This window comes from Stenotrophomonas sp. 704A1, assembly GCF_030549525.1.
Lineage (GTDB): Bacteria > Pseudomonadota > Gammaproteobacteria > Xanthomonadales > Xanthomonadaceae > Stenotrophomonas > Stenotrophomonas tuberculopleuritidis.
Genome location: NZ_CP130831.1, coordinates 1,387,405 through 1,406,260, shown reverse-complemented (window position 1 = coordinate 1,406,260; position 18,856 = coordinate 1,387,405). Strand labels below are relative to the sequence as shown.

General features: G+C 68.4%; 18 protein-coding genes. 9 read left to right on the top strand and 9 right to left on the bottom strand.

Annotated elements, in window-relative coordinates; all coding sequences use genetic code 11:
• Nucleotides 1-155 precede the first annotated feature (155 nt).
• Nucleotides 156-377 carry an RNA-binding S4 domain-containing protein gene (locus tag Q5Z10_RS06515; protein WP_303638437.1) on the top strand — a complete coding sequence of 74 codons (222 nt, stop codon included), beginning with the start codon at nt 156-158 and terminating at the stop codon, nt 375-377.
• 21 nt (nt 378-398) lie between these two features.
• Here the strand turns inward: Q5Z10_RS06515 and ubiM are convergent, their stop codons facing one another.
• From ubiM to Q5Z10_RS06495, 4 genes are all read right to left on the bottom strand, one after another.
• Nucleotides 399-1,577 (bottom strand): 5-demethoxyubiquinol-8 5-hydroxylase UbiM, encoded by a 1,179-nt coding sequence (ubiM, locus tag Q5Z10_RS06510; protein WP_303638436.1) that lies wholly within the window; start codon nt 1,575-1,577, stop codon nt 399-401.
• Nucleotides 1,578-1,657: 80 nt separating this feature from the next.
• Nucleotides 1,658-2,047 carry an MAPEG family protein gene (locus tag Q5Z10_RS06505; protein WP_303638435.1) on the bottom strand — a complete coding sequence of 130 codons (390 nt, stop codon included), beginning with the start codon at nt 2,045-2,047 and terminating at the stop codon, nt 1,658-1,660.
• A gap of 12 nt (nt 2,048-2,059) precedes the next feature.
• On the bottom strand, nt 2,060-2,605 hold the full coding sequence (locus Q5Z10_RS06500) for a DUF4019 domain-containing protein (RefSeq protein WP_303638434.1): 546 nt from the start codon (nt 2,603-2,605) through the stop codon (nt 2,060-2,062).
• A 58-nt stretch (nt 2,606-2,663) separates the two neighbouring features.
• Nucleotides 2,664-3,815, bottom strand: a complete 1,152-nt coding sequence (locus Q5Z10_RS06495) for a COG3904 family protein (RefSeq protein WP_303638433.1) — start codon at nt 3,813-3,815, stop codon at nt 2,664-2,666.
• A 252-nt stretch (nt 3,816-4,067) separates the two neighbouring features.
• Between Q5Z10_RS06495 and Q5Z10_RS06490 the strand changes: the two genes are divergently transcribed.
• The 3 genes from Q5Z10_RS06490 (at nt 4,068) to Q5Z10_RS06480 (ending at nt 7,375) form a co-directional block, all read left to right on the top strand.
• Entirely contained in the window at nt 4,068-5,546 is a 1,479-nt protein-coding gene (locus tag Q5Z10_RS06490; protein WP_303638432.1) for a DNA-3-methyladenine glycosylase 2 family protein, read from the top strand.
• On the top strand, nt 5,543-6,034 hold the full coding sequence (locus Q5Z10_RS06485) for a methylated-DNA--[protein]-cysteine S-methyltransferase (RefSeq protein WP_303638431.1): 492 nt from the start codon (nt 5,543-5,545) through the stop codon (nt 6,032-6,034). Before Q5Z10_RS06490 ends, Q5Z10_RS06485 begins: the two co-directional genes overlap by 4 nt.
• Nucleotides 6,035-6,124: 90 nt before the next feature.
• Nucleotides 6,125-7,375 carry an alkaline phosphatase family protein gene (locus tag Q5Z10_RS06480; protein WP_303638430.1) on the top strand — a complete coding sequence of 417 codons (1,251 nt, stop codon included), beginning with the start codon at nt 6,125-6,127 and terminating at the stop codon, nt 7,373-7,375.
• A gap of 112 nt (nt 7,376-7,487) precedes the next feature.
• Here the strand turns inward: Q5Z10_RS06480 and Q5Z10_RS06475 are convergent, their stop codons facing one another.
• Together Q5Z10_RS06475 and Q5Z10_RS06470 are read right to left on the bottom strand one after the other, a co-directional pair.
• Entirely contained in the window at nt 7,488-7,667 is a 180-nt protein-coding gene (locus Q5Z10_RS06475; protein ID WP_010483110.1) for a 30S ribosomal protein THX, read from the bottom strand.
• Between the two features lie 110 nt (nt 7,668-7,777).
• Nucleotides 7,778-8,191 (bottom strand): MerC domain-containing protein, encoded by a 414-nt coding sequence (locus Q5Z10_RS06470; protein WP_303638429.1) that lies wholly within the window; start codon nt 8,189-8,191, stop codon nt 7,778-7,780.
• Between the two features lie 136 nt (nt 8,192-8,327).
• On the opposite strand from Q5Z10_RS06470, the gene Q5Z10_RS06465 reads away from it, so the two are divergent.
• The 5 genes from Q5Z10_RS06465 (at nt 8,328) to Q5Z10_RS06445 (ending at nt 15,085) form a co-directional block, all read left to right on the top strand.
• A complete protein-coding gene (locus tag Q5Z10_RS06465) occupies nt 8,328-10,526 on the top strand; it encodes a TonB-dependent receptor (protein WP_303638428.1) in 2,199 nt (732 codons plus the stop codon).
• A 229-nt stretch (nt 10,527-10,755) separates the two neighbouring features.
• On the top strand, nt 10,756-11,322 hold the full coding sequence (locus Q5Z10_RS06460; RefSeq protein ID WP_303638427.1) for a TetR/AcrR family transcriptional regulator: 567 nt from the start codon (nt 10,756-10,758) through the stop codon (nt 11,320-11,322).
• Nucleotides 11,322-12,998: an MFS transporter gene (locus tag Q5Z10_RS06455; protein WP_303638426.1), complete on the top strand. Its 1,677-nt coding sequence runs from the start codon at nt 11,322-11,324 to the stop codon at nt 12,996-12,998. Before Q5Z10_RS06460 ends, Q5Z10_RS06455 begins: the two co-directional genes overlap by 1 nt.
• 10 nt (nt 12,999-13,008) lie before the next feature.
• Nucleotides 13,009-14,190, top strand: coding sequence for an HlyD family secretion protein (locus Q5Z10_RS06450; protein ID WP_303638425.1), 1,182 nt, complete (start codon nt 13,009-13,011; stop codon nt 14,188-14,190).
• Nucleotides 14,191-14,419: 229 nt separating this feature from the next.
• Nucleotides 14,420-15,085: a hypothetical protein gene (locus Q5Z10_RS06445; RefSeq protein WP_303638424.1), complete on the top strand. Its 666-nt coding sequence runs from the start codon at nt 14,420-14,422 to the stop codon at nt 15,083-15,085.
• 83 nt (nt 15,086-15,168) lie between these two features.
• Here the strand turns inward: Q5Z10_RS06445 and Q5Z10_RS06440 are convergent, their stop codons facing one another.
• The 3 genes from Q5Z10_RS06440 to Q5Z10_RS06430 all read right to left on the bottom strand — a co-directional run bounded on the left by Q5Z10_RS06440 (nt 15,169) and on the right by Q5Z10_RS06430 (nt 18,777).
• Entirely contained in the window at nt 15,169-15,660 is a 492-nt protein-coding gene (locus tag Q5Z10_RS06440; protein ID WP_005415799.1) for a Fur family transcriptional regulator, read from the bottom strand.
• Between the two features lie 34 nt (nt 15,661-15,694).
• On the bottom strand, nt 15,695-17,098 hold the full coding sequence (gltX, locus tag Q5Z10_RS06435) for a glutamate--tRNA ligase (protein WP_303638423.1): 1,404 nt from the start codon (nt 17,096-17,098) through the stop codon (nt 15,695-15,697).
• A gap of 95 nt (nt 17,099-17,193) precedes the next feature.
• Nucleotides 17,194-18,777: a M28 family metallopeptidase gene (locus Q5Z10_RS06430; RefSeq protein ID WP_303638422.1), complete on the bottom strand. Its 1,584-nt coding sequence runs from the start codon at nt 18,775-18,777 to the stop codon at nt 17,194-17,196.
• Between the last annotated feature and the right edge of the window lie 79 nt (nt 18,778-18,856).

Below are 18,856 nucleotides of genomic sequence, written 5' to 3'. Positions count from 1 at the left end.
CTCGCTCAGAGCGGAATGATACCGCACTCATCCTGAACCATGCGTACAGGAAACCATCCGCACCCCGTTGCGGCCGGCGGTAGCGCACAATAGGCGCCCCATTTTACCGGCCCCGGGCCCCGCCCGGCGTCGCCTGCCGCAGGAAACCCCGTCCCATGCAGATCCTCGAATTCGACCTCGACGGCGACTACGTCGAACTCAAGCAGCTGCTCAAGCTGGCCGACCTGGTCACCAGCGGTGGCGAAGCCAAGATGGTGATCAGCGAAGGCCTGGTCCTGGTCGATGGCGAAGTCGAGCTGCGCAAGGCCTGCAAGATCCGCGCAGGCCAGGTGGTCGAGTTCAACGACAGCCAGATCCGGGTGCTGGCCGCCGGCTGAGGCGGCTCGTGGCCAGCCGGTTCAGGCCACGCGCTGGGTCAGGTGCGAGGCGATCAGCTGCCGGAACGGCGCCACCCCCTGCGCCAGCCGCAGCCCGGCGGCCCGCAGCAGGCGCGCCGGCCGGCGGTCGTCGGTGTACAGGCTGGCGATGGCATTGGTGGCCTCGTACAAGGGCCGCGACGCCAACCGGTGGCCACGCTGGTAGCCGGCCAGCATGCCGGCCGCAGCGATGTCAGCGCTGCGCCGCTGCTGTTCCAGGATGCCGTTGGCCAGTCGCTGTGCGCTGGCCAGGCCCAGGTTGAAACCGTGCGCGGTCACCGGGTGCATGCCCACCGCCGCATCGCCGATCAACGCCGAACGCTCGGCGATGAACCGGTGGGCGTACACGCCCACCAGCGGATAGGCCTGCGGCGTCGCCACCGGCTGCATCCGCCCAAGGCGGTGTTCGAAGCAGGCGCTGATGGCCTCACCGAAGGCCACCTCGTCCATCGCCAACAGGTCTTCAATCTGCCGCGGCGGCAGCGTGATCACCGCCGATGCCTGGCCCTCGTTGAGCGGCAGCAGCGCCATGGTGCGGCCGTAGCCGAACCATTCCCAGGCAGTGTGGTGATGGTCGCGCTCGACCTGCATGCGGCACACCAGCATCGACTTGCCGAAGTCGCGCATCTGCGCGCCGATGCCGAGCATGCGCCGGGTCGCGGAGAAGCGGCTGTCGGCGGCCACCAGCAGCCGTGCGTGCAGCCTGCTGCCATCGTCCAGGGTCACCACATGGCCCTGTGCGTCGGCCTGTACGCCCTGCACCCTGCGCCCGTCGAACAGTTCCAGGCCGTCCTGGTCCTGCACGGCATCCCAGGCAGCACGGCGGATCAGATGGTTGGGCACCAGCCAGCCCAGCGGCTGGCCATCGACCTGGCTGCTGGCGAAGGTCAGCGCGAACGGCGAGCCGCCGTTCATCACCCTGGCATCGCGCAGTTCCGCGATTTCGGCGTGCGGCAGGCGCTGCCACAGCCCCAGCTGCTCCATGCTCTGCCGCGAGGCATGGGTCAACGCGATCTCGCGGCCATCGAAGGCGGCTTCGGCCAGGGCCTGGCGCGGCTGAATCTCGACCAGCCCGACCTGCAGGCCGCTGCCGGCCAGCGCGCGCGCGAAGCACAGACCTGCCGGTCCGGCGCCGACCACCACCACGTCCATCCTGCGCATGCGCGCCTCCTGCCGTTGATTCAGTCGCGGCCAGCATAGCGCCACGCGCATGACTGGCCTTGATCTGGATCAGGCCCGGCTCACAGCAGCGCGAACACCAGCGCCAGGATCGACAGCAGCGACACCAGCCAGACCAGGCTGCGCACGTAGGGCACGCCCGCGGCATACAGCGGCAGGTAGACCACGCGTGCCCAGAAGTAGGCCTGCGCAGCCAGCGCCGTGGTGTCGCTGCCGCGCCCGGCCACCACCACCGCAATTGCGGCAGCAGCGAAGAACGGAAACGTCTCCAGGAAGTTGCCCTGCGCCCGCTGCAGGCGGCCGGCCAGCGGGCTGAGCGGCCGGCCCTGGTCATCGCGCACCGAGGCATTCCACTTCATGCCGCGCTCGCGGGTAATCACTGTGGATGCGGCAAAGATGTACACGAAGCCGAGCAGCGTCGCCCAGGCCAGCATCGTCAGTTCGGTTGCCATGCTCACTCTCCGTCAGGGGCTGGACGCACGCAGGCTGTAGCCGGCCAGGCGCCAGGTCTGGTCCTCGTCGAAGCGGAACGACACCAGTTCGCGTACCGGCTGGGCACTGTTGGCGAAACGGGTCGGGAAGCTGACATTGATGTACAGCCCCTCCGGGACCGCCGCGCCGGCCGCGTACTTGACCCGGGTGATGGTCGGCTGGCCACGGCCGGCCATCGCCCCCAGGCGCGCGCGATCGGCGGCGAGCTGGCTGACGAAGGCGTCCTTGGGCACAGCGCGCCGGGCGACGGCCGAGGCCCCCTCCCACAGTTCGGCGGCCCGGTTGGCGTCGACCAGCTGTGCCGCCTGCAAGGCCGCGCTGCCCATTTCCGCGTCCTGCTTCTGCACCTGCGCCTGCTGCGCGGGGCTCAACGCCGGTGCCGTCGCGGTTGCCGGTTTCGCCGCCCCGGCGGCGCTCGGTGCGGGGCGCGCGGGAGCCGGCGCGGGCGTGGCCGGCGCAGGCGTCTGCGCCAGGGCCGCCAGGGGCAACAGGGACAGCAGCAGGAGCACGCGCTTCATGGACACCGCCGGTTCGATGGGAAGAACGGCAGTCTACGCCAGCGCGGTGAGTGGTTCGTCAGCGTGCGTGGACGCTGCCTTCCACCGCGCCGGCATCGGCGTTGGCGGCCGGCGCGGGCAGCTGCTCGGCCACCGGCGGCGGCTCCGGCGGTGCCGGCGGCAGCGTGGCCACATCGATCTCCGACAGCGGGCTTTCCTCCGGGCACACCGGATCCGGGAAGCCGAAGCGCTGCTTCAATGCCTGGCCGCAGCTGTTGATCGATTCCATGTCCGCGCCTTCGCGCTTGCACTGCTGGTCGAAGGCCACCAGGAAGGCATCCTTGCGCTGCACGAAATCATCGCCGCAGGCGCGCATCTGCTTGATCCGCTCCAGGTCGTCCTGCACCGCATTGGTACCGTCCAGGCCGTACTGCCGCAGCTCGTCCGGGGTCAACAGGCGCAGGCTGCGGTTGGGCACGGTCATCATCAGGTCGGCCACGCCCACCGCCACGCCATTGCGCTGCAGGTAGTCCTTCACGTTGTCGTAGACCTCATGCAGTTCGCGATTGAGCTCGGCACGCGAGGTCGCCTTGGAGCTGATGCGCATCATCCGGTGGATGCCGACCTTGCCGGTCAGCAGGCGGTTGTCGCCGGCCGCGAGCACGAACACGCAGGCACTGTGGCAAATCGAGCCTTCGCGCACCCAGATGGTCCAGCCGGACTCACCGATGCTGTCGCCGGCCAGGATGGCCGATTCCACCTGGCCGCCACTGGAGTCCAGGTCGAGGATGCGCTTGTGGATCTGCAGTTCATCGGCGACCACGGCCAGGCGCCACATCAGTTCGGCGAAGCCCGGATTGATCTTGCCGTTGTAGCGCACCCGCAGCAGGCCGCGCTCGGCACACGGCGCCAGCGCCTGCACCAGCTGCTCGCGCTGCAGGCCTTCCAGCTCGGTGCCATCGCCCCCTTCGGCTGCGTAATCGGTGCTGCAGCTGACCCAGGCCTTGCCGTTCTCCAGCTGCGCCTGCGGCCACGGCCGGTCGGCCCGGCTGCGCGGCGGCGCCGGCGGCGGCGGTGCATCGGCGGCGTTGATCGACACCATGTTCTCGCCATCGCTGGCCGGGGCACGCGTGGCCTTGTCGGCAGCGGTGACATTGCCCGGATTCTCCAGCTGGCTGCAGCCCGCCAGGGCCAGGCACAACAGGGGCAACCAGCGGAATTTGGCGGACATCGGGCAACCGGGATCGATGGGAGCAAGGGCCACAGTCTACCCGTCCGCTACGCGCATTCAGCGCGTGGCACTGAACCCCTTCTGACCCTGGGCATTGCGTACCGACCAGGATCAACACCGGCCAGAGCAGAACGCCGTTGCTTCAGCCGCGGTCGTTGCTGCGGCGGATGCAGGGCGCAGCCTGCCGCCCTCTTCAGCATCGATGTCCGAATCCGGCGAGTATCCCTGCCCGCACGGGCCTAGACTGGCGCCATGGATACCGCTCTCGCCCTCGACACCGCCGCCTGCGACCGTGCCCGCCTGGCCCGGGATGCGCGCTTCGACGGCGTGTTCTTCACCGCCGTGCGCAGCACCGGCATCTATTGCCGGCCGGTCTGCCCGGCCCCGCCACCGAAGCCACGCAACATCCGCTACTACCCCACCGCGGCGGCCGCCGCAGCCGCCGGTTACCGGCCCTGCCTGCGCTGCCGCCCCGAGCTGGCACCGCAGGCACAGCAGGCGCTGGCCGGGCAGGCCGTGCAACGCGCACTGGCCTTGATCCAGGGCGGCTATCTGCAGGAGCAGCCGGTGGCCGGCCTGGCCACCCGGATCGGCATCAGCGCCCGCCAGCTGCAGCGCCTGTTCGTCGAGCACCTGGGGGCGACGCCGGGACAGATCCATGCCACCCACCGCCTGCTGCTGGCCAAGCAGCTGCTCACCGAAACCACGCTGCCGGTGACCGACGTGGCGCTGGCGGCCGGCTACAACAGCCTGCGCCGCTTCAACACCGCCTTCCTGCAGGGCTGCGGCATGGCACCGACGGCACTGCGCCGCCAGCACCACCCGCTGGCCGCCGATGACGGCGGACTGGTGCTGCGCCTGGGCTACCGCCCACCGCTGGATTTCCCGCGGATGCTGGCGTTCCTGCGCAAGCGCAGCCTGCCCGGCATCGAACTGATTGGCGAGGACAGTTACCAGCGCGTGCTCGGCACCGCCGAACGCCCCACCCTGCTGCGCGTCAGCGCCGATCCGAAGCGCCCCGAACTGCGCCTGCAGCTGGGTGCGGTCGACCCGCGCCTGATTCCCGACATCGTGCGCCGGGTCCGTCGCGTGTTCGACCTGGATGCCGACCTGCAACAGGTGCACGCCGCGCTGGGCGAGGAACCGCTGCTGGCGCGTGGCATCGCCGAACGCCCCGGGCTGCGCGTACCGGGCGGCTGGGATGGCTTTGAAGTAGCGGTACGCGCGGTCCTCGGCCAACAGGTCAGCGTGGCCGCAGCGACGACCTTCGCACGCCGGCTGGTCGATGCCTACGGTGCGCATCTGCCGGGCATGCCGGCTGAGTTCGACCGCCAGTTCCCCGCCCCGGCAGTGCTGGCCGAGGCGCCGCTGGAATCGATCGGCCTGCCGCGCAGTCGTGCCGCCACCGTGCGCGCCCTGGCCAGCGCCTGTGCCAGCGGCCAGCTCGATTTCGCTCCCGGGCAGGCGCTGGAGGAGTTCGTTGCGCGCTGCGTCGCGCTGCCCGGCATCGGCCCGTGGACGGCCCAGTACATCGCGCTGCGTGGCCTCGGCCAGCCCGATGCCTTCCCCGCCGGCGACCTGGTGCTGCAGCAGGTGCTGGGCCATGCGCAGGGCCAGCGCCTGAGCGAACGCGCCACCGAAGCCCGCTCGCAGCCGTGGCGGCCGTGGCGCGCCTATGCCGTGCTGCATCTGTGGCACCTGTCCGGCACCTTCGTTGGAGAACCGACATGACCCTGTTGTTCGACCGTTTTGACAGCCCGATCGGCGTGCTGACCATCGCCGGTGACGAACGTGGCCTGGCCCATGTGCTGTTCCCGGAAAACCGCCACCCGGCGCGTGGCCGCGATGACTGGCACTACGCACCGGACGCACTGCCCGACGCCCGCGAGCAGCTGCTGCAGTTCCTGCATGGCGAGCGCAGCAGCTTCAACCTTGCACTGGCACCACGCGGCACGCCGTTCCAGCTGCGTGTATGGCAGGCGCTGGCGCTGATTCCGTTCGGCCAGACCTGGAGCTATCTGCAGCTGGCGCAGCATCTGGGCCAGCCCAGCGCGACCCGCGCGGTCGGTGCGGCCAATGGCCGCAATCCGCTGCCGATCATCCTGCCCTGCCATCGCGTGATCGGCAGCAACGGCGCGCTCACCGGCTTCGGCGGCGGCCTGGAAACCAAGGCCGCGCTGCTGCGGCTGGAGCAGCGCCAGGCGCCCCTGTTCGCCTGAGGGCGTGCCGCTGCGCGGCGCGCGGGCGCACGCGGGGCGCAACGCGCCCCGTGTCTTTGGTACGTCATTGCACCGGCTTATCATGCACGGATGACTTCCGTACGCCTGACCTGCGCGCTGGCACTGCTGCTGCCCCTGGCTGCCTGCACCACCGCGCCCGCCCCGTCCGCCTCCGTTCCCCCTTCCGTCGCTGCGGCCGCGCCGCCGAAGCTGCTGCTGATCTCCATCGATGGCCTGCGCGCCGATGCGCTCGACCGCGGCCTGACGCCGAACCTGCAGCGCATGATCGACAACGGCGTGCGCGCACGCTGGATGACACCGTCGTATCCATCGTTGACCTTCCCCAACCACTACACGCTGGTCACCGGACTGCGCCCGGACCACCACGGCATCATCAACAACAGCATGGATGATGCTGCGCTGGGCCGCTTCGCGCTGCACGACCGCAGCGCGGTGACCACCAGCGGCTGGTGGGGCGGTGAGCCGATCTGGGTCGGCGCCGAGAACGCCGGGGTGCGCACCGCCACCACGTCGTGGCCGGGCAGCGAGTCGGAGATCCGTGGCGTGCGTCCCAGCCAGTGGCGCATCTACGACGGCAAGGAACCGCTGGAGGCGCGTGCGCGCACCGTGCTGGAGTGGCTGGCGCAGACCGATGCCGATGCGCCGCGCCTGACCACGCTGTACATGGAGCATGTGGACAAGGCCGGCCACAACTTCGGCCCGGACTCCCGCCAGTATGCCGATGCGATCGTGCGCGCCGACCAGATCATCGGGCAGGTCCTGGATGGATTGCAGCAGCACGGCCTGGCAGCGACCACCAATGTGGTGGTGGTCTCCGACCATGGCATGGCGCAGGTACCGGAGGGCCAGGTGATCGCCATCGAGTCGATGGCCGATCCTGCGCTTGCACGCAACGTCAGCGCCGGGCAGTCGGTCGGCTTCGCGCCGGTGGCGGGCCGCGAGGCAGAGGCCGAGCGCATCCTGCTGGGCCGCCACGAGCATTACCAGTGCTGGAAGAAGGACGCGCTGCCGGCGCGCTGGCAGTACGGCACGCATCCGCGGGTGCCGGCCATCGTCTGCCAGATGGACGAGGGCTGGGATGCGCTGAGCGCCGCGCGGATCGCTACGCGCGAGCATGCCGATCGCGGATCGCACGGCTACGATCCCGACCTGCCATCGATGCGCGCGGTGTTCCTGGCCAGCGGCCCGTCGTTCCGGCAGGGGCTGGTGATCGACGGCTTCGACAACGTCGATGTCTACCCGCTGTTGGCCCATCTGCTGCAGGTACCGGCCGCGCCGAATGATGGCCAGGCGGACACCCTGCTGAAGACCTTGCGCTGATCGTGCGTCATCCGCCGGGCCTGGCTCGGCAGGCGCGACGGCTGGCCGCACAGGCATAAAAAAACGCGGCGCCAGGCGCCGCGTTTTTCATTGGACCGGTCGGTCGGCCGGATCAGGCCTTGGCGACGGTCTTCTTCGCCACGGCCTTCTTCGCCGGAGCCTTGGCCACGGTCTTCTTGGCAACCGGGGCGGCGGCGCCTACGGCGACCTTGCTCGCGGTGTGCGAACGGGCGTTGCCGTAGCTGGCGTTGTAGCGCTTGCCCTTGGCGGTCTTGCGGTCACCCTTACCCATGTCTTCAACTCCTCAAATGTGAAATCTGGTTACCCCGTACTGACACGGGTTCGGCGGGGCCGCCTTGCTGGGCGCCCCCGCGCACGATCGGAAAGCCTATCACGGCGGGCCTAGTGCGCGCAGCTGGCGTCATGCACGTGGCCATGGTTCAAGCGCAGGTTGACCAGATGCGCGATGCCCACCAGCAGCCCGCCCAGGGTCATCACCACCGCATGCGGCACCGGATTGTGGTGCAGCGGGTCGTACAGCACGCCGGCCCACAGCGCGACCAGGCCGGGAATCAGGAACGCCAGCGCACGCAGGGCGCCATGCCGGCGATACCCCCAGACCAGGCTGAACAGCCCCAGCAGGGTCACGAACACCACCAGCGCCTGCTCGACGCCATCGCTCAGCCAGAACGACAACCCCAGCGAAGGGGCCGCTGCCAGCAGTACCGGGATCACCGCGCAGTGCACCGCGCACAGCATCGAACCGGTGGCGCCAAAGCGGTCAAGCAGGCGGCGCAGACGTGAGGACAGGGACATGACTTCCAGCAGGGTCGGCGAATCGTTATGGAATAATATAACATCCGTTCCCGAACCGCACGGTTTCCCCCTCCCCCGTCCCGCCGATGGGATGCGTGCGCCATACGATTGATACATTGTAACAAAGGACCCGCCCATGCCCCGCCACCACCCACGCTTCAAGCCGCATACCCTGGCCCTGGCGCTCGCCGCCCTGCTGCCGTCGGCCGCGTTCGCCGCCGCTGCGGACGACGCGCATCGTGACCGCCACCTGACCGAACTGTCGTCGGTGCAGGTCACCGCGTCGCCGCTGCAGGGCGATGCCGAATCGCTGGCGCGCCCGATCGAGGTGCTGGCCGGTGAACGCCTGGACGAACAGAAGGCCGGCACCCTGGGTGACACCGTGGCCAAGCTGCCCGGCGTGCAGAGCACCTTCTTCGGCCCTGGCGTCGGCCGCCCGATCATCCGCGGCCAGGAAGGCCCGCGCGTGGCCGTGCTGTCCAACGGCATGGGCAACATGGACGCCTCCACGGTCAGCGCCGACCATGCCACCAGCATCGAGCCGTTCCTGGCTGACCAGATCGAAGTGCTGAAAGGCCCGGCCACGCTGCTGTTCGGCAGCGGCGCGATCGGCGGCGCGGTGAACGTGGTCGATGGCCGCATCGCGCGCGAACTGCCGGATCGTCCGCTCAGCGGCCGCGCCGAACTGCGTGGCAACTCGGTCAACGACGAGCGCAGCGGCATGTTCCGCCTCGACGGCGTCAGCGGCAACGTCGTGCTGCATGTCGATGGCCTGGTGCGCAACGGCGATGACTACCGCATCCCCGGCTACGCGGTGATCGACAGCCTGGAAGACCACCACGAAGACCACGACCACGCAGGCGAGGAAGGCGAAGAGCCGCGCCGTGGCCGCCTCGACAACAGCTCCATCCGTACCCGCGCCGGTGGCGTTGGTGCCACCTGGCTGGGCGAAGGCGGCTACTTCGGCGTATCGGCCAGCACCTACCGCACCAACTACGGCATCCCCAACGGCGCCCACGTGCACGCCGACGGCGAGGACCACGATCATGATCACGACCACGACCATGGCGACGAGGAAGAAGGTGACGAGCACGACGTGCGCATCGACATGGTGCAGAACCGCTTCGAGACCAAGGCCGGCATCTACAACCCGGTCTCGTTCCTGAAGAACATCAATGCGCGCGTGGCCTACACCGACTACGAGCATGTCGAGCTGGAAGCCGGTACGCCGTCCACCCGCTTCACCAACCGTGGCATCGAAGGCCGCCTGGAAGCCGTGCAGCAGCAGATCGGTGGCTGGGACGGCGCGTTCGGCCTGCAGGTGGGCAACAGCGATTTTGGTGCGAAGGGCGAAGAAGCCTTCGTTCCGGATACCGGCACCAGGAACATCGGCGTGTTCGTGCTGCAGGAAAAGCAGTTCGGTCCGTTCAAGCTGGAACTGGGCGGCCGCCATGACCAGGTCAAGCTGGACCCGACCGGTGATTACCAGCGCCGCACGTTCGATGCGACCAACCTGTCGGCGGCCGGCATCTGGAAGCTCAACGATGCCGTCGACCTGCGCATCGGCGTGGACAGCTCCGAGCGTGCGCCGACCAATGAGGAGCTGTACGCCGCCGGTGCGCACATCGCCACCCGTTCGCTGGAAATCGGCGATGCCGACCTGAAGACCGAGCGTGGCCAGCGCGTCGAGCTGGGCATCCACACCCACAGCGAACGCCTGGATTTTTCGGCTGCGGTGTACCAGACGAAGTTCAAGGACTTCATCTACCTGGCCGACACCGGCGTCACTGAAAGTCTGCCGGTCCGTGCCTGGACCCAGCAGGACGCGGTGTTCCGCGGTGCCGAGGCCGAGGCCCTGGTGCACCTGTTCGAAGGCGGCGCCGGTGACTGGGACCTTCGCCTGTTCGGCGACTACGTGAAGGCCAAGCTGGATGGCAGCGGCAGCCGCACCCTGGACGTCGCCGTGCCGCATGGCGACCACAACCACAACTACACGGTGGAGCTGGCCAACACCGGTTACCTGCCGCGCATCGCACCGGCCCGCGTCGGCGCCGACCTGCGCTGGGCAAAGGACGGCTGGCGTGCCTCGGTGGGCGCGGTCCGCTACAGCCGGCAGAAGGATGTGGCGCAGAACGAGGCGCCGAGCAACGGCTACACCCTGGTCGACGCGCACTTCGCCTACCGCTGGGACCGCAACGACAGCAACAGCTACGAAGTGTTCCTGGACGGCAGCAACCTGACCAACCGCGAAGTGCGTCCGCATACCTCGCTGCTGCGTGACTACTCGCCGCTGCCGGGCCGCGGCGTCGCATTCGGCATCCGCGCCTACTTCTGACCGGCCAGGCCGGGGCCATCGCCAAGGGCGCTGGCCCCGCCTTCTTCCACGCAGGGTGTGGGTCCATTTCCCACTCCTTCCACATGCACACCACGGGGGCCTTCGGGCCCCCGTTTTCATTTCGCCGCCCCATCACGCGTCCATCACAAAGATGTGCGTAGGACAACAAGCGGACAATCCCGTCACTCAACGTCTCGCGCAACGGACACTTTTGTCCGAAAATAATTCCATGACCGCCCAACGTGCCGATGCCGCCGCCCGCCGTGCCCTCATCCTCGATGCCGCCGACCATGTGTTCGGCCAGCACGGGGTCACTGCTCCCCTGGATCTGGTGGTCGAACGCGCCGAAGTCGGCCGGGCCACGCTGTACCGCAATTTTCCCGACCGCACCGCGCTGATCCAGGCGCTGCTGCAACGCACGGTCGACCGGATCCGCCGCCAGGTGGAGCAGCTGGGCGACCGCGATGACGCCCTGTTCGAGGTGTTCGAGGGCATGGCCCAGCGCATCATCGACTCGCCTGCACTGGCCGACTACTGGCGTGCGGTGGACGCGGACGTGCCGGCCATGCGCACCGCGCGCGAGACCGTGCGCGACCTGCTGGAAGAACCGATTGCCCGCGCCAAGGCCGCCGGCCTGTGCCGGCCCGACCTGGACAAGACCGATATCTCGCTGATCTCGGGCATGCTCGGCGCAGCCCTGCGCGGCAAGACCCGCGAGGAGCGTGCGCAACTGGCCGGGCGCGCACTGCAGCTGTTGCGTGGTGGCCTGCAGGGAACCGCCACCGGGCCACGCTGATGGTGCAGCCGTATCTCAAGCCGATTCCGGATTGGGAGGACCATGAGAAGCCGACCATGCCCGGTTCGGCCTCGATGCCCTGGCACCCGCCGTATCGGCGGCTGGCCTATGCGCTGGTATCGCTGCTGGTGGCGATCACCGGTGGCCTCGGCAATGCCCTGGTCACCGCCAACCTGCCGTTCCTGCAGGGCCAGCTGGCGCTGACGCCGACCCAGGGCAGCTGGCTGGTGGCGGCCTATGCGATGGTGAATGTCACGGCCAACCTGCTGGCCTTCAAGTTCCGCCAGCAGTACGGCATCCGCCTGTTTGCCGAGATCGGGCTGGGCCTGTACGCAGCGCTGGCCGTGCTGCACCTGTTCGTCGGCAGCTTCGAGACCACCATGCTGACCCGAGCCGCCAGCGGCTTCGCTGGCGCGGCCTGTTCAACCCTGGGCACGCTGTACATGCTGCAGGCGCTGCCGCGCCGTTTCACTGGCAATCTGCTGGTGGTCGGCGTCGGCCTGTCGCAGCTGGCGGTGCCGATCGCCTGGATCGTCTCGCCGGGGCTGGTCGATACCGGTCAATGGCACCAGCTGTATTCGTTCGAAGCCGGGCTGGCACTGTGTGCATTCGCTGCGGTGGTGGTGCTGAAGCTGCCACCCGGCATCCAGGTGAAGGCCTTCGAACCGCTGGATTTCCTCACCTTCGCCCTGCTCGCCCCTGCTGTCGCCCTGCTGGTGATCGTGCTGGCGCAGGGCTACACGCGCTGGTGGCTCAACACGCCGTGGCTGGGCTGGGCCCTGATCGCGTCGATCGCGCTGACCACCACCGCGCTGATCCTCGAGCACTACCGGCGCAACCCGTTGCTGCAGATCCGCTGGCTGTCGACGCTGCCGGTCCTGCACTTCATCGTCGGCGCGTTCCTGATCCGTTTCCTGACCACCGAACAGTCCTACGGCGTGGTCAACCTGATGCGCACGCTGGGCATGGGCCCGGACCAGATGCGGCCGCTGTTCGTGGTGATCCTGGCCGGGGTGGTGACCGGCATCGCTGGTGCAGCATTGACGTTCGGCCCCAAGCGCTTGATCGCACAACTGCTGCTCGCCATCCTGCTGCTGGGCACCGCCGCCTTCTTCGACCAGCACCGCACCAGCCTGGACCGGCCGCACGATTTCTACATCAGCCAGTTCCTGGCCTCGGTTGGTGCCGGCATGTTCATGGGCCCGTTGATCATGCTCGGCATTTCCGCCGCGCTGAAGCAGGGCGTGGACCACATGATCACCTTCCTGGTGACGCTGTCGATCACGCAGACGCTCGGTGGCCTGGCCGGCTCGGCGGTGCTGGGCACCTTCCAGCTGCATCGCGAGCAGTTGTACTCCAGCGCATTGACCAGCCAGCTCGACCCGGCCGACCCGGTGGTGGCACAACGCCTGCGCGTCCAGCAGCAGCTGTACGGCGCACAGATCACCGACCCGGTGCTGCGCAGCGCGCAGGGCAGCGCGCAGCTGGCGCAGACCGCGCGCCGCGAAGCCAACGTGCGTGGCTTCAATGACGTGTTCACACTGAGCGGTTGGCTGGCAATCGGCTTCCTGTGCTGGTTGCTGCTGCTGTCGCTGCGCACCGCCGTGCGCAAGCAATGGCGCAAGCGCCACCCCACCCCCTCCTCCGCTGCGGCGCCGGCCGCGGCACTGCGCTGAGTCCTTCGCCATGCCTCCCGTCCCGCCCCGTGCCGACGATACCGACGCTGCTGACAACGTCACCCCGCCGCCGCCCACCGATGCCGCGCCCGCAGCCACGCCGGCGGCACCGGCAGCGGCGCCGAAGTACCTCAAGCCCAGCGCGCGCAGCGTGGTGGTGATGGTGGTGGTGGCGCTGCTGGGCATCGCCCTGATCCTGCGCGCCTGGCACCTGTGGCCGTTCACCAGCAGCGTGATGGTGACCGACAACGCCTATGTGCGCGGACAGATCACGGTGATGGCGCCGCAGGTGAACGGCTATGTGACCGAGGTGCTGGTGAAGGACTTCCAGCAGGTGAAGAAGGGTGAGCCGCTGCTGCGCATCGATGACCGCATCTACGCCCAGCGCGTTGCACAGGCGCAGGCAACACTGGACAGCGCGCGCGCCGCGTTGGCCAACTCGGACCAGTCGCAGGCGCAGAACCGGGCGCAGATCAGCGCGGCACGGGCCACCCTGACGGCGGGCCAGGCCGAGCTGCAACGCTCGCGCAACGAACTGAAGCGCTACGAGGAGCTGGCTGCACAGCGGCTGGTATCGATCAACGACCGCGACAAGTTCCGCACCACGCAGGCGTCGGCGCAGGCCAGCGTGCAGCAGTCACAGGCGCAGATCCGCATCGCCGAAGAGACGCTGGTGTCCACCCAGGTGGCGCGCAAGAGCCTGGAAGCGCAGGTGGAAAGCGCGCAGGCGCAGCTGGAACTGGCGCGCATCGACCTGGCCAACACGGTGATCCATGCGCCGCGCGACGGCCAGATCAGCGAGGCCAGCGTGCGCGTAGGCCAGTACGTGGCGGCCGGTTCGCAGCTGCTGTTCCTGGTGCCGGACGCACTGTGGGTGGTCGCCAACTACAAGGAAGGCCAGACCTGGCAGATGCGCATCGGCCAGCCGGCGACGTTTGCGGTGGATGCCTTCCAGGGCCAGGTGCTGCGTGGCCACGTCGAGCAGATCGCACCGGCCACCGGCTCGGAATTCAGCGTACTGCGGCCGGACAATGCCAGCGGCAACTTCACCAAGGTGGTACAGCGGCTGCCGATCCGGATCTCGATCGATCCGGGCCAGACACTGGCCGCGCGGCTGCGGCCGGGCATGTCGGTGATCGCGCGGGTGGATACGGCGGCGGAGCCGGCGCCGGCACCGGCACCGGAACGGTAGAGTCGACTGGCAGTCGACTGCTCTACTGCCAGCCGAACCGCGCGGCTTCGCCGAAGGCGGCGAACGGCGGAGCCCCTCGTGGCTGATCGTTGCGGTTGGATTGCTGGATGGGCCGGGTGGGTCAGCCACGCGAATCAAAGGAATAGAATCAAAAGCGGGGCCCTGGCTCCGCTTTATTTGTAGAGTCGAGCCGTGCTCGACTGCTTCTGGTCAGGAACGATCACTCATCATGAAATTCAACGCACTGGCCAGAAAAGCGGCCAAGGGCCCTGCGCCGCTGGAACATGGCGGCAACGTGGACGTGGAGGATCTGATCCGCTTCGTGCTGGAACACGGCAGCGAAGGCGCGGCCGAGATCGAGCGCCTGTGTGCGCTGCACGGCTGGCGCGAGGAATTCCAGTACAACGCCGATGGCACGCACTTCGCGCCGATGGCGCCGTGGGCGCAGGCGTGTGCGGCATTCGGCCACGGCGGCGTGGCGGGGTTGCAGCCGCTGCTGGATGATCCGCGGCGGGCGACCTATGCGATTGGTGTGCTGGAAGACGTGCGCAGCGAGGCGTCGGTGATGGCGCTGCTGGGGTTCTGCGCGCAGGCGGATTTCAGCCAGGGCGATCCGATGTCGGCGCCGTCGCGGGCACTGGCTGCGTTGAATTCGCTGCTGTCGTTGGACAAGGGCGTTGTGGTGCCGGTGGCGACGCAGCAGGCGCTGCTGCGCCTGGTCCAGCGCGCGTGGGAACAGGCGCCGACCGCGCAGGCCCGCAGCCTGGCGCTGTATGCCGCGCGCGGTGCATCGGTGGCTGAAGCGATGGCGTGGCTGCAGTCGCTGGCGCTGGAGGAGGAAGAGATGGTTGCTGCGCGCAAGGTGGCATTGAAGCGGCTGCGGCAGCGTCTGTGAGATGGGGCCAGAGCCCTCTGCCTTGGGGCAAAGGGGTCCGACCCCGGTCCTCATGCCGGCCAGCGGCCGGCACTACCGTTGCGTCAGCCTGCGCAGCGGGCGCACAGCCCGTGCACTTCCAGGGTCTGCGCCTGCGGCTGGAAGCCCAGCTCCTTGGCGCGCTTTTCCAGCTGGCTGACGATCTCGCGGTCTTCCAGTTCCACCGCGCTGTGGCAGCTGTTGCAGATCAGGAACGGCACCGAGTGTGCGGCACTGCTGGGATGGTGGCAGGCCACGAAGGCATTCACCGACTCCAGCTTGTGCACAAAGCCATTCGCCATGAGGAAGTCGAGGGCGCGGTACACGGTGGGCGGGGCATCGGCGCCCACGCCCTTGCCGTTGCGCACCCATTCCAGCAGCTCATAGGCCTTGACCGGCTTGCCGGCCTCGGCGATCAGCTTCAGCACATTGGCGCGGATCGGGGTCAGGCGCAGCCCGCGTTCGCGCGAGACGCGCTCGACCACCGCCACGAAATCCGATGCATCGTGGACGTGGTGGTGCGGGGCGGTGCAGGCAGTGGCGGTCTTGGCGGGCATGCGTGTTCTCCGGTTCGGGCCTGGGCCGGTGGGCTCAGGCCGTTGCTACCTTGGTGATGGCCACATCGATGCGTTTCAAGGCCTGCTCGCGGCCGGCCAGGTAAACGGTATGGGAAATGTCAGGGCTGACCTGGGTGCCGGTGATGGCCACGCGCAGCGGCTGGGCGACCTTGCCCATGCCGATTTCCAGCGCTGCGGCCGCGTCGTGCAGGGCGACGCCGACCGATTCGGCGGTCCATTCCGGCAGGGCGGCCAGCAGCTCGCGGGCCTTGCCCAGCGCCACCTCGGCACCGGCCTTGAAGTGCTTGGCCACCGCCGCGTCGTCGTACTCGGTCAGCGGCTGGTACCAGACCACCGCCTTCTCGGCCATTTCCTTCAGGGTCTGCACGCGTTCACGCAGGGCGATCACCACGTCCTCCGGGGCGGGGCCGGCGGCCAGGTCCAGGCCCAGCTTCTGCAGCTGGTAGACCAGGTGCGGCACGATCGCGGCCACTTCCTCGGTCTTCAGGAAGTGCTGGTTGACCCAGCCCAGCTTGGCCATGTCCAGGCGCGAGGCCTTGGAATTGCAGTCCTTCACGTCGAACAGGTCGATCAGTTCCTGGCGGCTGAACAGCTCCTGGTCGCCGTGCGACCAGCCCAGGCGGGCCAGGTAGCTCAGCAGCGCGTCGGGCAGGTAGCCGGCGTCCTTGTACTGCATCACGTCGGCGGCGCCGGTGCGCTTGGACAGCTTGGCGCCCTGCTCGTCCAAGATCATCGGCATGTGGCCGAACTTCGGCACCGGCGCACCGATGCCTTCATACAGGTTGATCTGCCGCGGGGTGTTGTTGATGTGGTCGTCGCCGCGGATGACCTCGGTGATGCCCATGTCCCAGTCATCCACCACCACCGCGAAGTTGTAGGTGGGGTAGCCGTCCGGGCGGAAGATGACCATGTCATCCAGCTCGCTGTTGGCGATCTCGATGCGGCCCTTGATCAGGTCGTCGAACACCACCGTGCCGTCCAGCGGGTTCTTGAAGCGGATGACGCGGTTCGGGTCGTCCTTGCGCGGCAGGCCCAGTTCGCGCGCAGCGCCGTTGTAACGCGGCTTCTCCTGCTTCGCCATGGCGGCCTCGCGCATCGCGTCCAGCTCTTCGCGGGTCTCGTAGGCGTAGTACGCCTTGCCGTCGGCCACCAGCTGCTCGGCCACTTCCAGGTAACGGGCAACGCGGTCGGTCTGGTAGATCGGACCCTCGTCGTAATCCAGGCCCAGCCACTCCATCGCCTCCAGGATGGCGTCGATCGCGCCCTGGGTGCTGCGCTCACGGTCGGTGTCCTCGATGCGCAGCACGAACTCGCCGCCCCGGTGGCGGGCCTCCAGCCAGCAGTACAGCGCGGTGCGGGCGCCACCGATGTGCAGGTAGCCGGTGGGACTGGGGGCGAAGCGGGTGCGGCAGGTCATGGAGGGCTCGAGGAACGGGAATTCCCCGATTTTACCACCAGCCCCGGAACGCGACCCGGGGCGCCGCACGTCCGGCGCCCCCGGGTTGCCCCCGGTTACGGCTGGGGCTCGGGCTTGCGCGGGAAGGACGGCTCGCGCATGGCCGCGTGGTAGGCGAAGGAGGCGACGATGGCCGCGGCCTGCTTCAGGTCTTCCGGCTCGGCATGGTCCCAGGTATCGAGATGGCTGTGATGGACGTTGCTGAAGTAGTCCAGCTTGTCCTGGATGAACTGGAAACCGGGCAGGCCGATGCGGTCGAAGCTGATGTGATCGGTGCTGCCGGTGTTGCGGGTGGCCACGGTGGTGGCACCGACGTCATGGAAAGGCGCCAGCCAGGCTTCGAAGATCGGCATCGCGGCCAGGTTCTCCTGCGCATAGATGCCACGGAAGCGGCCCGAGCCGTTGTCCATGTTGAAGTAGACCTGGAACCTGCTGTAATCGCGCGTCTTCTGCAGCGCGCCGGTCGGGTCACGCAGCGATGCCGGCAGCGCCTTCTGGGCCGGATCGGCGGGTTCCGGGAAACGACCGAAATGCCTGGCCACATAGGCCTGCGAGCCGACCAGGCCCTGCTCCTCGCCACTCCACAGGGCCACGCGGATGGTCCGCTTCGGCTTGGCGCCGGTGGCCTTGAGGATGCGCATGGCCTCCATCATCACCGCCACCCCGGCAGCGTTGTCGGCCGCGCCGGTGCCGCTGTGCCAGGAATCCAGGTGGGCACCGATCATCACCACTTCATCGGGCTTGCTGCTGCCGCGGATCTCGGCCAACGTGTTGTAGCCGGGCTGGTCGGCGACATCGGTGAAGCGCGCCGCGACATCCACGCGCAGGCGCACGGCCTGCTTGGCCTCCAGCGCGCGCGCCAGCGGATTGAAGTGTTCGGCGATCATCGCCAGTTCGGGGATGCCGACCGATTCGCCGGCCTTGCGCGAACCGCCGCCGGCCACGCGGATGATGCCGTTGTCCCAGCTGCTGATGCTGATCGCGGCCAGCGCACCTTCTTCCACGAAGAACGCATTGACCTTGGCCGCCAGCGCCTGCTTTTCCTGGTATTCCTTGACCCGCTTGGCACGATCGGCGGCCACGTCCTTGTCCTTGGGCAGGGTGAATTCCTGCAGGCCTTCCAGCGAGGTGGCGTCATGCCGGTGCGAATCGGCGTCGGTGCCGCGCTTGTATTCGCGTGCCTCGCCCAGCAGCAGGATCTTTCCACGCAGCTTGCCGCGGTACTGGTCGATGTCTTCCGGCTTCTTGATGTCCACCTGCAGCAGATCACCTTCCACCGGCCCGTTGGTGCCCGGCGTCCACGCCTTGGGCAGGGCATGCAGCGGTTGCACGCGCTCACCCAGCCTCTCGACGCTGGCCGAGGTGAACTCCCAGCCGCGGCCGAAATCATCGAAGGCTTCGTCGTGGACGTTGTCCAGCTTCCACTCGTTGAACTTGCTGCGGGTCCAGGCATTGGCCCGGCCCATCGCCGGCGAGTTGCTCAGGCGCGGTCCGATGCGCTCGGTGAGGTAGCTGAAGGTGTCCATCACCTGCGAACGGTGGAAGGCCTGCTGGCGGATCTTGCCGACCATGTCCAGATCCACCGGCTCGCGCTGCTGCGCGGCTGCATGCCCACCTGTCGCCAGCGCGATCGCCAGCATGCCCCACTTCAACACAGTCCACCCCTGCCCTTCGGCCCGATCATCAACCATCGAGTCTAGCCAGCACGGCGCTGTGGCC